The sequence below is a fragment of the Rahnella sp. BIGb0603 genome (assembly GCF_024808755.1).
In the GTDB taxonomy this organism is placed as follows: Bacteria; Pseudomonadota; Gammaproteobacteria; order Enterobacterales; family Enterobacteriaceae; genus Rahnella; species Rahnella contaminans.
Genome location: NZ_JANUEX010000005.1, coordinates 135396 through 147946, shown reverse-complemented (window position 1 = coordinate 147946; position 12551 = coordinate 135396). Strand labels below are relative to the sequence as shown.

At 56.7% G+C, this 12551-nt stretch carries 14 protein-coding genes; 8 read left to right on the top strand and 6 right to left on the bottom strand.

The features are described from left to right. Nucleotides 1–85: 85 nt before the first annotated feature. Nucleotides 86–208: a hypothetical protein gene (locus M2403_RS14855; protein ID WP_259229799.1), complete on the bottom strand. Its 123-nt coding sequence runs from the start codon at nucleotides 206–208 to the stop codon at nucleotides 86–88. Nucleotides 209–268: 60 nt separating this feature from the next. On the opposite strand from M2403_RS14855, the gene nac reads away from it, so the two are divergent. The 7 genes from nac (at nucleotide 269) to M2403_RS14820 (ending at nucleotide 5702) form a co-directional block, all read left to right on the top strand. Continuing rightward, a complete protein-coding gene (gene nac / locus M2403_RS14850) occupies nucleotides 269–1192 on the top strand; it encodes a nitrogen assimilation transcriptional regulator NAC (RefSeq protein WP_152323835.1) in 924 nt (307 codons plus the stop codon). A gap of 140 nt (nucleotides 1193–1332) precedes the next feature. Further along, nucleotides 1333–1773, top strand: coding sequence for a biotin/lipoyl-containing protein (locus M2403_RS14845; RefSeq protein WP_165060267.1), 441 nt, complete (start codon nucleotides 1333–1335; stop codon nucleotides 1771–1773). Then, nucleotides 1770–2567: a LamB/YcsF family protein gene (locus M2403_RS14840; protein ID WP_152323833.1), complete on the top strand. Its 798-nt coding sequence runs from the start codon at nucleotides 1770–1772 to the stop codon at nucleotides 2565–2567. The genes M2403_RS14845 and M2403_RS14840 overlap by 4 nt, the downstream gene beginning before the upstream one ends. Nucleotides 2568–2684: 117 nt before the next feature. Next, nucleotides 2685–3434, top strand: coding sequence for an SDR family oxidoreductase (locus M2403_RS14835; protein ID WP_152323832.1), 750 nt, complete (start codon nucleotides 2685–2687; stop codon nucleotides 3432–3434). 65 nt (nucleotides 3435–3499) lie between these two features. Then, nucleotides 3500–4195, top strand: coding sequence for an amino acid ABC transporter permease (locus tag M2403_RS14830; RefSeq protein WP_101077553.1), 696 nt, complete (start codon nucleotides 3500–3502; stop codon nucleotides 4193–4195). A gap of 4 nt (nucleotides 4196–4199) precedes the next feature. Next, nucleotides 4200–4955, top strand: coding sequence for an amino acid ABC transporter permease (locus M2403_RS14825; RefSeq protein ID WP_152323831.1), 756 nt, complete (start codon nucleotides 4200–4202; stop codon nucleotides 4953–4955). A 9-nt stretch (nucleotides 4956–4964) separates the two neighbouring features. Beyond that, nucleotides 4965–5702 (top strand): amino acid ABC transporter ATP-binding protein, encoded by a 738-nt coding sequence (locus M2403_RS14820; protein ID WP_152323830.1) that lies wholly within the window; start codon nucleotides 4965–4967, stop codon nucleotides 5700–5702. Between the two features lie 50 nt (nucleotides 5703–5752). On the opposite strand, the gene M2403_RS14815 is transcribed toward M2403_RS14820, so the two are convergent. Beyond that, a complete protein-coding gene (locus M2403_RS14815) occupies nucleotides 5753–6769 on the bottom strand; it encodes a sensor domain-containing diguanylate cyclase (protein WP_152323829.1) in 1017 nt (338 codons plus the stop codon). 327 nt (nucleotides 6770–7096) lie between these two features. On the opposite strand from M2403_RS14815, the gene M2403_RS14810 reads away from it, so the two are divergent. Continuing rightward, nucleotides 7097–8302, top strand: coding sequence for an MFS transporter (locus M2403_RS14810; RefSeq protein WP_165060263.1), 1206 nt, complete (start codon nucleotides 7097–7099; stop codon nucleotides 8300–8302). Nucleotides 8303–8356: 54 nt separating this feature from the next. Here M2403_RS14810 and M2403_RS14805 read toward each other — a convergent pair whose 3' ends face one another. From M2403_RS14805 to M2403_RS14790, 4 genes are all read right to left on the bottom strand, one after another. Further along, the gene (locus M2403_RS14805; protein ID WP_165060261.1) at nucleotides 8357–9268 is read right to left on the bottom strand and encodes a LysR family transcriptional regulator; all 912 of its coding nucleotides are present in this window, start codon (nucleotides 9266–9268) and stop codon (nucleotides 8357–8359) included. Then, entirely contained in the window at nucleotides 9268–9654 is a 387-nt protein-coding gene (locus tag M2403_RS14800) for a helix-turn-helix domain-containing protein (RefSeq protein WP_152323826.1), read from the bottom strand. Before M2403_RS14800 ends, M2403_RS14805 begins: the two co-directional genes overlap by 1 nt. Nucleotides 9655–10075: 421 nt before the next feature. Continuing rightward, nucleotides 10076–11503 (bottom strand): efflux transporter outer membrane subunit, encoded by a 1428-nt coding sequence (locus tag M2403_RS14795; protein ID WP_259229790.1) that lies wholly within the window; start codon nucleotides 11501–11503, stop codon nucleotides 10076–10078. Then, entirely contained in the window at nucleotides 11500–12540 is a 1041-nt protein-coding gene (locus M2403_RS14790; protein ID WP_259229789.1) for an HlyD family secretion protein, read from the bottom strand. Before M2403_RS14790 ends, M2403_RS14795 begins: the two co-directional genes overlap by 4 nt. Nucleotides 12541–12551: the final 11 nt, after the last annotated feature.

The following is a 12551-nucleotide window of genomic DNA, read 5'->3' as shown; positions in this document are numbered from 1 at the left end:
CGCTTTGTTGTGATGACATAACACAAAGCAATGGCTGAACGCGCAAATCAGGCAATTTGCACCGGTGCAGTGCAGGCGGAGGAAGTCATTTTCCGGCAGGCGGCGCAAACGCCGAAAATATCCGGCTACGCAATGACCAAACCGGCGGTGAAATCAGAAGGAAACCCGGCGCACAGGCATAAATCAGCGCATCAGTGCGTGTTGGCACTCATCTTGCTTCATACACATTACTTATAACACCACTCGTTTACGTGATGAGGATGCCATCGTGAATCTCCGCCGCCTTAAATATTTTATCAAGATTGTCGATGTGGGCAGCCTCACTCAGGCCGCAGATATCCTGCATATTGCGCAGCCTGCGCTCAGCCAGCAACTCGCCACGCTGGAAGGCGAAGTGAATCAGCAACTGCTGATCCGCACCAAACGCGGCGTGACGCCGACCGAAGCGGGCAAAATTTTATATATCCACGCACAGGCTATTTTGCGCCAGTGCGATCAGGCGCAGAGCGCGATTGACGGCTCGGCGCTGGCGCTTTCGGGCAGCGTTTCCGTCGGGCTTGCGCCGGGCACCGCCGCACAACAGCTGGCGTTGCCGCTGATGGAAGAAGTCCACCGGCAATATCCGGGTATTGTGTTGTATTTTAATGAAAACTTCGGCACCACGCTGAGCGAACTCATCATGAATGGCCGGATGGATATGGCGGTGATTTACGGCAACCGCGAAATTCACGGGCTACGCTTTATGCCGCTGATGAAAGAAGAGTTGTATTTCGTGTGCCCGCACGCACTCAGCAAACCACTGAAAACCGTCAGTCTGGCGCAGGTGGCAAAGTACGATCTGTTCCTGCCGCGTATTTATAACATCATGCGTAAAGTCATCGACGACGCGTTTATCCACGAAGAAGTGACGTACCGCGTGAAGTGCGAAATCGAATCGCAAACCACCCTCAATGCCGCGCTGGCCGCAGGATTAGGCTGCACGATCATGCCGGAATCCGCCGCCCGTGCGATGCTCAAAGCCTCCGGTTCGTGGATGGCGAAAATCGACAAACCGAATATTCAGGCGGCGCTGTCATTTTGTATGTCCGACCATCTGCCGCTTTCCCAACCCGCCGAAGCGGTCAAAGCGATTTTGCTGTCGCTGATGGCCAGCCGCACGGTAGATAACCGGCCACTGACGCTGGTGGGGTAATAAGCGCACCTTATTACCGCAAAGCGAAATCCTCTTTCCTGACGTCCGCAGTGACACGATAGAGTGCGTTTACCGCCCGCTCAGCGGGTCGTTTTGTCGTCGTTATTGCGCGGGGACACTCTCTCTTTGACGGGATGGATATGGAAAAAAAAGCACCAGCACTCAGCGAGTTGCGCTCTGTCGCACAGAAGATGCGCAAGTCCGGCCTCAGCCAGATTGAACTGCGCGGAAACGGCTTCCGGGTCAGCATAAAATACGCGCCCGTTTCCCTTGCTCTTTTGCCGTGCCGCGTGCCGGACGAAACGCCTGCGCTTCCCGCGCTGGCCGCCCCCGACACGGTGCGTGCGCCCTTCCCCGGTATCGTGTTGCTACAGCATCCGCTCAGCAAAATTCCGTTTACTCAGCCCGGTGAAAAAGTCGGGAAAGACGCGCTGCTCGGCCTGCTGAAAGTCGGCGTGATTTACCTGCCGCTGCGCAGCCCGGTGCAGGGTGTGGTGGAACCCCTTTCCGTAAAAGACGGTGACTGCGTGGAATACGGCGAGGAGATTTTCACGTTACGCCGCGAGGAGCTGGCCGCATGAAATATATCGATTTAAACGCCGATATCGGCGAAGGATTTGGCGATTACACCCTTGCCGACGACGCCGCGCTGATGCCGCTGATCACCTCCGCCAACGTGGCCTGCGGGTTTCACGCCGGGGACGCGGTGATTATGGCGAAAACCGTCGCGCTGGCGAAAAAGTATCAGGTGGATCTCGGCGCGCACGTCGGGTTCCCCGATTTGTCCGGGTTTGGCCGCCGCCGGATGCACATCGAACCGCAGGTCATGGCGCATTACGTCACTTACCAGCTGGGCGCGCTTTCGGCGTTTGCCAGAGCGGCGGATTACCCGCTGACACACATGAGTTTTCACGGCGCGCTGGGGAATATGGTCTCCGAAGACGCTCAGCTGGCGCGGGTGTTATTGCAGGCGGTGAAGGATTTCGATGCACAGATGATCATCAGCACAATGTCCGGCAACGCCGTTGAACGTATGGCGCGGGCGCTGGAGTTGCCGGTGATTTGCACGTTTCTCGCCGACCGCGCGTATGAAAGCAACGGGCTGCTGGTCAGCCGGGCGAAACCGGGCGCGGTCATTCATGACAAAGAGCAGGTGCGCGCGCGTATCCGCCAGCTGCTGCGCGAAGGCACGGTACAAAGCATCGACGGCGTGACGCTGCCGGTGACTGCAACGTCGATTCTGGTTCACGGCGATACGCCGGAATCCATCGAAATGGTGCATACGCTGCGGGAAATTATTGCCGAAATGGATATCGCGCTGATGCCGCCAGCCCGGCAACGCCGGGAGCTGGCGAGGGAAAACGCGCTGTTATAAGTCCCGCTTATCGCCTCACACAGTTTATGTCTTATACCGCCTGACAATTACTGGATACAGTCAGAAAACACCCACCGGCAGAACATGACGGAGCCGGGGTTTAACAGGAGAGTCGCAATGCCATTTTCAGATTACAAAACCGCGCTGGTGACCGGCGCATCGGCCGGAATGGGTGAAGCCATTGTCGAACGCCTTTGTCAGGAAGGCATTACGGTTCACGCCGTCGCCCGCCGCGCCGATCAGCTGGCCGCCCTCGCTGCCCGCACCGGTTGTATTGCGCACGCACTCGACGTCAGCGACCTCGACGCCGTCACGCGCCTGTGCAGCGAAATCAGCGTGGATATTCTGGTGAACAACGCCGGTGTTTCGCGCCCCGGCTCTATCCTGAACGCCGATGAAGAATCCGTGGATACGCAGGTGGACGTGAATCTGCGCGCGGTTTTGCATCTCTGCCGCCTGCTGGTGCCGGGCATGATGGAACGCGATCGCGGCCACGTTATTAACATCACCTCAATTGCCGCGATTTATAACTTCGGTGGCAACTCGATTTATCACGCCACCAAAGCCGGCGTTCACGCCCTCTCGCGCCAGCTGCGCGTTGACTGCTACGGCAAGCGGGTACGCATTACCGAAATCTGCCCCGGCCGCGTGGCAACGGACATTTTCGGCAACGTTTCCGGCGATCACGAAGAAGCCCGCCGCCGCTTCATTGACGGTTTTGAACTGCCTGAAGCCAAAGACATCGCCGACTGCGTGGCGTTTGCCCTGTCTGCGCCGGTTGCCGTGAACATCGGCAACATCGAGATCACCCCGACGTTGCAGGTTCCCGGTGGCCTTTCCACCATGCGCCCCGGCGAAGGTCTGTGATTTTCCCGCTAAACCCGTTTTCCTTATAAACCGACAGTTCAACCATTCAGGAGGGTGAAAATACGATGACGCTCGATTTCAGCAAAGTCCTGACCGGTCAGTTCGGGCAGATGATCGTCGATGGTATGGTTGTCACCCTCAAGCTGGCGCTGGGATCCTGGCTGCTGGCGATGTTTATTGCCCTGCTGCTGGTCGTCATCCGGCTGACGCACAAACGCGCCGCCGAATATTTTGTCCGTGCGTATGTGTCGTACCACCGCAATGTGCCGACGCTTATCCAGCTGATGATGTGGTATTTCGCCATTCCTACGCTGCTGCCCGAATCCGTGCAGATGTGGATTAACGATTTTAACGCCGAATTTCTGTTCTCGATGTTTGCGCTCGGATTGTGTCAGGCGGCGTATTTCTCCGAAGACATCCGCAGCGGTTTACGCGCTATTCCTGAAGGACAAACCGAGGCATCACGTGCACTGGGCATGAGTTACACCCGTTCTTTGCGCTCGGTGATCCTGCCGCAGGGCATCCGTAACGCGCTGCCGTCGCTGCTCAACCACACCGTTTTGCTGTTCAAAAACACCAGCCTGGCGATGGTCATTGGCGTGGCTGAACTGACTTACGTGACCCGTGATATTGAAAACCAGACGTTCCGCACTTTCGAATCGTATCTGGTGGCCTCTGCCGGTTATCTGTTCTTCTCTCTGCTGCTGATGGGTGCCGGTGCATTGCTGGCCCGCCGGTTCCAGCGGGTCTACGCGAGGTAATCCGATGCTCGAAATGTTCACGATTTTGCACGACAACGGGATGCTGTTCCTGATGGGACAATACCCGCAGGGGCCGCTCGGCGGGATCCTCTGTACGCTGCTGATTTCCGTGCTGGCCGTTCTGTTTGCGCTGCCGGTAGGGGTTTTACTCGGGCTGGCGCGTTTATCGCCGTTCCGTTGGCTGAGCTGGCCCGCCGCCTGCTGGGTTTACGGTTTACGCGGTATTCCGCTGCTGATGGTGGTGTTCTGGACGTACTTTTGCGTCCCGCTGTTAATCGGCCACAACATCAGCGGATTCAGCACCATGCTGTGTACGCTGGTGATTTATGAAAGTGCGTATATCGCCGAGATAGTGCGCGGCGGCATTCAGGCGCTGCCGGGCGGCCAGTACGAGGCGGCGCGCGCATTGGGCATGAGTTATTTCAAAACGCTGCGCCTGATTATTCTGCCGCAGGCGTTGTACAACACGCTGCCAAGCCTGGTCAGCCAGCTGGTTTCCATCATTAAAGACAGCACGCTAGGTTACGTGATTAACGTACCGGAGCTGACCTTTGCCGCCAATCAGGTAAACAACCAGCTGCTGACCAAGCCGTTTCAGGTTTTCGCGATTGTCGCGATTGGCTATTACCTCATCTGTTTCAGCCTGACGTGGCTCGCCAATAAGCTGGAAGCGCGCATTACGCGCAAACGGCAGAACCGCGTGCCGGAAGCGGACAACGTGGCGCAGGCGATGCTGCTGACCAAGACTCAATCACAATAAGGAGCGACGATGCGACCGGTGATCTTATTTAATCAGGTCAATAAATGGTATGGCGAATACCAGGCGCTGACCGATCTGAGTGCAGAAATTAAAAGCGGTGAAGTGGTGGTGGTATGCGGGCCGTCAGGCTCGGGTAAATCGACGCTGATCCGCACCGTCAACCGGCTGGAGCCGATTGAAGAAGGCCAGATTTTATTTGATGGCATCGACATTCACGGCACCAGCACGCGCCTGAATCAGCTGCGCACGCGCATCGGGTTTGTGTTTCAGAACTTCAACCTTTTCCCGCACGTTTCGGTGCTGGAAAATATCATGATGTCGCCGGTGAAAGTGCTCGGCGTGAAGCGTCAGGAAGCGCGTCAGCACGCGGGTGAACTGCTGGAACGCGTTGGTTTATCGCATAAAGCCAATGCCTATCCGGCGCAGCTTTCCGGCGGACAGCAACAGCGCGTCGCCATTGCGCGCGCGTTAGCCATGAAACCGCCGGTGATGTTGTTTGATGAACCGACGTCAGCGCTGGATCCGGAAATGGTCGGTGAAGTGCTGAACGTGATGCGCGGTCTGGCGCGGGAAGGCATGACCATGATGTGCGTAACGCACGAAATGAATTTTGCCCGCGAAGTGGCGGACACGATCTGGTTTATGGATCAGGGGAAAATTCTGGAGAAATCCACGCCCGAAAACTTCTTCACGCGCCCGCAGCACGCCCGGGCTCAGAAGTTTTTGAGCGATTTGCATCACAACTGATTTTTGAATACCGCGCCTTTGGGTAAAACGCAAAGGCGCAGGATCCGGCTTTACAGTGCTTTGGTTCTTCTCTGGTTTTTATCCAGATACATCGCCTGATCGGCTTCATGCAGCGCCTGATCCGGATTAACAGCAGCAGGATTAATCGCGATAGCGCCGATGCTCGGGCCGGCGTAATCAAGCGTGCAGGAATGCAGTTTGTATTCGCCGATGAGTAAACTGCGCAGACGGTTTTTGAACGCATCCGCCGCGCGCAGCGCGTCATCAAATCCTGACGGCCCTTCTCCCGCGACGATAAATTCGTCACCGCCGACACGCCCGAGGATCTCACCTTCCGCCGCGCCCGCTTTCAGCCTTTGCCCGACGGCATACAGGAAATCATCGCCCGTTTCGTGGCCGTAGACATCATTGATCTGCTTGAAATTATCCAGATCGGTAAACGCCACCAGAACATAATTCGCCTTGTCAGCGGCCCTGTCGAACAGGTCGGGCAACGTTTCAAACACCGCGCGGCGGTTGGGCAATTCGGTGAGTTCATCGGTCAGGCTGACGGCGGTCAGCGCGGCATTCGCCTCTTGCAGCTTTTTCAGCAGCTGTTCGTTCTGAATCTGCTGGGCGATCAGTTGCGCGAAAAGCTGCAACACCTGTTCGCTGCGTTCCGAAAGTTCGCGGTTTTCGGAACTGGCGGCGCACAGCGTGCCGTAAAGCGAACCGTCCACCAGCGTCACCGGCGTGCTCACGTAAGTCATGATCCCCAGCGCTTTTGCCGCTTCGGAATCGCCCCAGATACTGGCGACATCGCAGGTATAACGGCGGCCTTCGTCGAGCGCACGCTTGCACAGCGTATCGCCCCACGGCACCGAAATCCCTTCAGGAATTTGCATATCTTGTGAGTTGCGGGAGAACAGAATGTGCTGGTAATCGCCGTCCGGCTCAATGCGGGTGAGATACGTCGATTCCATGTTGGTCACCAGCTCAAGCATTTCAAGAAGCTGTCGAACGAGTCCTTCAAGCGTGTATTCAGATTCTAACGCACTCGAAATGCGCTCAATAAGATTGTCAGACATTACTCGGGATAAACCTTTCTTTTAATGGTCGTGCGGGGAAACCCTGGGCCGCGCATTTTATCATAGTTTCCGGCGAAGTAATCCCCTGCCGGCAGGATGTGTGTTGAAAAAATTATATAACAACCTATTGAATTAATTATAAATTCACAAAGTTTAGGTTAAGTCGCATTGTAAAAATCGGACAAAAACGATACGGCACGCCCCCGCATTCCATTGGCGAAGTTATGTCTACTAAGATGCGCCCGGAGAGGCCTTTCCGAATAATCCGAACTGCCGGATGATCAGGTTCAACTTTTCATCTGCACATTCGGTTCTACAAGGCTTTCAATGCAAAATAAAAATTCACTCCTGCTGCTGACACTTTCCGTCGCCGTCTTCAGCGTCATCACCACGGAAATTGGCATCATCGGATTGTTGCCGAAACTCATCGAACAACTCCACGTCACCGCCACGCAGGTCGGTTTTCTGGTCAGCATTTACGCCGTAATTGTCGCCGTCACCGGCCCGTTTATTACCCTGCTGCTGTCGGGTTTTAACAAAAAAACCGTGCTGCTTTCGATTCTCTTCGTCTTCGTGGTTTCCAACCTGATTTACGCCACCACAGAGGTCTTCAATATGATGCTGGTCTTCCGCATTCTTCCGGCACTCACACATGCGGTGTTCTTTGCGGTCGCACTGGTGGTCGCCACGCAGGCCGTGCCGAAAGAAAAAAGTGCCGGCGCGGCGGCGAAAGTGTTTGCCGGTGTGGCAATCGGGCTGGTGCTCGGCGTGCCGTTAAGCTCGCTGATCGCGGAACATTTATCGCTGGCCGATGCGTTCTACTTTGCGGCGATTTCCTGTGCCCTCGCGTTCGTCGGGATCCTCTTCTTCGTCCCTTCGATGCCTGCCACGGCCAAAGTGTCCTTTGCCAGTCAGGTGAGCGTGCTGCGTAACGGCAAACTGTGGCTGACCATCGTCACGGTCACGATGATTTTCGCGGCGATGTTCTCTAGTTTCAGCTACGTGGCGGATTACCTGTCACGCGTCACGCACCTTAACAGCAACATGATTACGGCGATGCTTATCGTCTTTGGCGTCTGCGGATTCGCCGGGAACTTTGTGTTCAGCAGCTTCCTGCAAAAAAACGCCAACAAAACCACGCATCTTTATCCGGTGGTGTACGCCCTGATCTTCATCCTGGTCTGGCTGGCCGGTGATTCCCTGCTTGCCATGTGCGCACTGATGATTTTCTGGGGCGCATTCCACTCTTCAGGGCTGGTGGTCAGCCAGACGTGGCTGATGCGCGAAGCCAGCCAGGCGCCGGAATTCGCCAACAGCCTGTACATGTCATTTTCAAATCTGGGCATCACCGTCGGTTCACTGGCGGGCGGATGGTTTATCGCCGAATTCGGTACGCGTTCAGTGGTGCTGAGCAGCATCATTTTCGCCGCCGCCGCGTGGCTCAGTATTTACATCAAACAGCGCGTGGATGCCGGTGACCGCGCCTGCCGGACACACAGAACTGAACACGCTGGGGGAAATCACATGATCTAACCGCGTGGTGATGGCACCAACGACCCGTTCTATGAAGAAAAAGCGTAAGCCTTGTCAGTCGAGCTGGCCATCCTCCGCGGCTTTGATCAGCGTATCCACCACAAAGCGGATTTTCGGTAACAGCTGACGGCTTTTAGGCCACAAGGCGCTGACAGGCATTTCGCCCCCGGAATGGCCTGTCAGCACCTCTTTCAGTTCCCCGCTTGCCAGATATTTTCCCACCAGCCACAGCGGCAACTGCGACAACCCGCAACCGGCCAGCACACCTGCCAGCATCGCGTCGCCGTCGGCAAATTCGTACGTCGCGGGCGGCGTATAGCGGCTCACTTCGCCGCGCGCGTTGCGCAGGATCCAGAATTTTGGCTGGTTGCGCCGCACGCCCACTACACAGCGGTGCTGACTGAGTTCTTCGGGTTCATGCAGTTCACCGTACTGCGCGAGATACTCCGGCGCGGCGCAGATCACCAGTTTTTGCGTAGTCAGACGGCGTGCTATCAGTCCGCTGCTGTCGGTCAGTTCGCCGATACGCACCACCAGATCGATGCCTTCTTCAATGGGATCGATAAACCGTTCGCTGAACGTAATTGTCATTTCCAGCTCAGGGTATTGCCGGATAACGGCCAGCAGGTGCGGCATGATCCGCTGCCGCCCGAACGCCGCCGGTAAATCCACCCGCAACCGGCCGGAAGGTTTCGCGGTATGCGACATCAGTTCCGCTTCCGCCTGTTCGAGAATTTCAATCGCGTTCTGGCTGCTTTGCAGATAACGCTCACCGTCCGGCGTCAGGCTGAGCCGCCGCGTCGAGCGCTGAAAAAGTTGCAGCCCGAGCCGTGCCTCGAGACGCCCGACGCTTTTCGCCACCGCCGATTTCGTCAGCCCCAGCCGTTCCGCCGCCGCGGTAAAACTCCCGCACTGCGCCGTGGTGACAAACGCCGTGATACCCCCCAGATGATCTGTTTTGCGCATTACTCGACTTCCCGCTCATCAAAAGCAGCCTGAGCCTGAATGACATCGGCGGAATGATTCAGCATCCAGGCATACAATGCCTGAAAAGGCGCTTCCAGAGTGCGCCCCAGCGGCGTAATGCTGTATTCGACAGCTATTTGTGAGGAAGGGATAACGCGGCGGGCAACAATGCCATTACGTTCAAGACGGCGCAGGCTTTGCGTTAACGATTTTTGAGTGATTCCGTCCAGACAACGTCTGATTTCATTGAAACGCAGCGGCTTGGCACAGAGCACGGTGAGGATCAGAACAGCCCATTTATCGGTGATCTGATCCAGCAGTAAACGGTTTGAAGCACTGCGACAATTCACTTGCGTAACTGCCTTTGGCACGGCATTACCCGACATAGGGTTTCCTCATATAGACCAGATGAATAAAAGGTGCCTGAATGATACTAAGTATCCATTACATACTATAAAGCCTTTTTTAAGAGGCGTCATTTATGCCGTCCGGCGACCAGAATGAAACCATGGCTACGCTCGCCGTCACGGAATCCCTTTAATGCCATGACAAAATAACCAAACCCTATTTCCCGGCGGCAGATTTGCTGTCGGTCTGAACGCAACCCTGAGCAAAAACTGGAGCGCCACGGCTAAAGTGAATACACTCGTCGCCAGTGACGCGAGCAATGAAGTTCATGCGTAACTGGGCGGTGAGTATAAGTTTTAATTAGCAAAACTTAAAAATCATGCTCGCGTTCCGCAAAGCCCCGGCCCTCTCAACAGCCGGGGCTTTTTTGTGTGCTGAATGCTTATTTACTCATAACGCTTAATTTATCGTCTGTGACGACTCCCCGCCCCATCCGCCCCCCAGCGCCTTATACAACCGGACCAGCGCGAGCGACACGCTGGCATCGCTGACCACCAGCGTCTGCCGCGCCGCGATCAGTTCCTTTTGCATCACCAGCACATTGAGAAAGTCCGTCGCGCCTGCAACATATTGTTTTGATGCAGCGTCCAGCGCCGCACTGTCATTATCCACGCGAATTTTCAGCTGGCTGCGCTGCCGCTGCCCGGTGTCGTAATCCACCATCGCGTCATCCACTTCGTGCCAGGCCTTTAATACCGTGCTCTGAAAATGCAGGCTGGCTTCCTGTTGCTGCGCTTTTTTCAACGCTAACTGACCGCGCAGACGCCCGCCTTCAAATATTGGCAACGTCAGGCCGGGGCCGAAACTGTAAAGCTGAGATCCCCAGTTTCCCAGCTGGCTGAACTGCATCGCCTGTATCCCGATATTGCCGGTCAGGGTGATGCGCGGATAAAAATCAGCCGTGGCGACGCCAATGTCTGCCGTTGCGGCATGCAGCTGTGCCTCAGCGGCGCGGATATCAGGCCGCCGCTGCGCCAGCTCAGACGGCAACCCGACCGGCACTTCCGGCGGCGTCAGCGGCAACGGTCTGGCGCCGCGAAGCCGCTGCGTTAATGCTCCCGGTTCCTTACCCAGCAGATAACTCAGCGCGTTGATAAGATGTGCTTCCTGCTGTTCCAGTACCGGCAGGGTGGACCCGACAGCCGCCACCTGCGCCTGCGCCTGCGCCACTTCCAGCTGCGTCGCCACGCCGTCTGCCATTCTGATGCCTGTCAGTTTCAGGCTGTGACGGGCGATATCCAGATCCTGCAAGGCGTTTTCACGCTGTAACTGCACGCTGCGCAGCCGGAAATAATCGCTGGCTGTTTCAGCCTGAATGCCGGTCAGCACCGCGCGGCGTAAATCCTCACTGACTTCAACGCGCGCACCGGCGGATTCCCGCGCGCGACGCAGCCGCCCCCACATATCGACCTCCCACGAAACCCCGATGCCAGGTTGCCAGACGCTGTAGGCTTCCTTGCCTCCCAGCCCTGAAATATCCTGCAAACCGTTCTGACTATTTCGGGCGCGCTGATACGACGCCGATCCGGTGACGGACGGCAAACTTTCCCCCGTCACCACGCTGTTTTCCGCCTGCGCCTGCAACAGCCGCGCGCCCGCCGCCTGAATATCCAGATTTCCCTGCGCAGATTCTGCGATTAACGCGGTCAGCGTATCGTCGTGGAAAATATTCCACCAGTGTGGATCAAGCCCCTGTTCTACGACGTGACTTACCGCCTTTCCCTGCGGCCACGTCGGCGGACTTTTCACAACCGGCGCGTTAAAATCAGGCCCCACCATGCAGCCGCTCAGCAGTAAAACGCTCAATGTTAACCCTGCGTTTTTCATTGATCCGCTCCTGTCGTGCCGGTGTGAATGGTCGCTTCTACCGCCATGCCCACCAGCAGCCGTGCGGCCTGTTTTTGCCCGGCTTCGATTTCAATTTTTACCGGGATACGCTGGACCACTTTAGTAAAATTACCGGTGGCGTTATCGGGCGTAATCGCCGAAAACGTCACGCCGGTCGCCGGTGCAAAGCTGTTGACCACGCCGTGCAGCAGGGTTCCGCCCAGACTGTCCACGCTGATATCCACCCGCTGTCCCGGCCTGACATGTTCAAGCTGCGTTTCCTGAAAATTCCCCACCACGTAGGCGTTATTGAGCGGCACTACAGCCAGCAGCGGCGTGCCCGGCGTGACATACGCACCTTCCCGCGCCACGCGCTGCCCGACCCAGCCCGCAACCGGAGCAACAATGTGCGTATAGGATAAATTCAGCTTCGCCGTCTCCTGCACGGCCTGCGCCCGTTCCAGTTCTCCTTTTGCGCGCTGACATTCCGTCTGCAACACCACGGTTTTGGCTCTGGCGGCGTTCAGCGTGGCGTTATCCCGCGCCACATTCGCCTGTGCGGTATCGATGCGCGAACGAGCCAGCTGCGCGTTTTGTTTACTGCCAGCCCCTTGCGCGGCCAGATCGCGATAACGCGCCAAATCCGCTTTGGCAAAAACGTAACTGGCCTGGCTGGCCGCCAGTGTGGCGGCGGCCTGCGCGATCATCGACTGCTGCTGCATCAGGCTGGCTTTGGCATTATCGACCGCCGCCTGCTGCACGTTCACACTGGCCACCGCCGCATTCAGTTCCGCACGCAGATCCCGGTCATCGATTTCCACCAGCGTTTGCCCCTGCTCCACATACTCATTGTCTTTCACCGCCACCTTCTCAATCTGGCCGGTAATACGCGGCGTCACCACGGTGTAATCTGCCCGGATAAACGCATCATTGGTGCGCTGAACGGCCTTATCCGCCAGCAGCCAGAAGTAAATCATCCCCGCCACCAGCAGGATGACCACGCCGGAAACCGCCACGGCATTTTTTTTAAATCGCATGATCAAATTCA

Bases quoted from the DNA above. Each gene is read 5' to 3' on its own strand.
- M2403_RS14835 (WP_152323832.1), top strand. From the start codon at position 2,685: ATGCCATTTTCAGATTACAAAACCGCGCTGGTGACCGGCGCATCGGCC.
- M2403_RS14825 (WP_152323831.1), top strand. From the start codon at position 4,200: ATGCTCGAAATGTTCACGATTTTGCACGACAACGGGATGCTGTTCCTG.
- M2403_RS14845 (WP_165060267.1), top strand. From the start codon at position 1,333: ATGGAAAAAAAAGCACCAGCACTCAGCGAGTTGCGCTCTGTCGCACAG.
- M2403_RS14820 (WP_152323830.1), top strand. From the start codon at position 4,965: ATGCGACCGGTGATCTTATTTAATCAGGTCAATAAATGGTATGGCGAA.
- M2403_RS14795 (WP_259229790.1), bottom strand. From the start codon at position 11,503: ATGAAAAACGCAGGGTTAACATTGAGCGTTTTACTGCTGAGCGGCTGC.
- M2403_RS14800 (WP_152323826.1), bottom strand. From the start codon at position 9,654: ATGTCGGGTAATGCCGTGCCAAAGGCAGTTACGCAAGTGAATTGTCGC.
- M2403_RS14810 (WP_165060263.1), top strand. From the start codon at position 7,097: ATGCAAAATAAAAATTCACTCCTGCTGCTGACACTTTCCGTCGCCGTC.
- M2403_RS14840 (WP_152323833.1), top strand. From the start codon at position 1,770: ATGAAATATATCGATTTAAACGCCGATATCGGCGAAGGATTTGGCGAT.
- M2403_RS14805 (WP_165060261.1), bottom strand. From the start codon at position 9,268: ATGCGCAAAACAGATCATCTGGGGGGTATCACGGCGTTTGTCACCACG.
- M2403_RS14815 (WP_152323829.1), bottom strand. From the start codon at position 6,769: ATGTCTGACAATCTTATTGAGCGCATTTCGAGTGCGTTAGAATCTGAA.
- M2403_RS14790 (WP_259229789.1), bottom strand. From the start codon at position 12,540: ATGCGATTTAAAAAAAATGCCGTGGCGGTTTCCGGCGTGGTCATCCTG.
- M2403_RS14830 (WP_101077553.1), top strand. From the start codon at position 3,500: ATGACGCTCGATTTCAGCAAAGTCCTGACCGGTCAGTTCGGGCAGATG.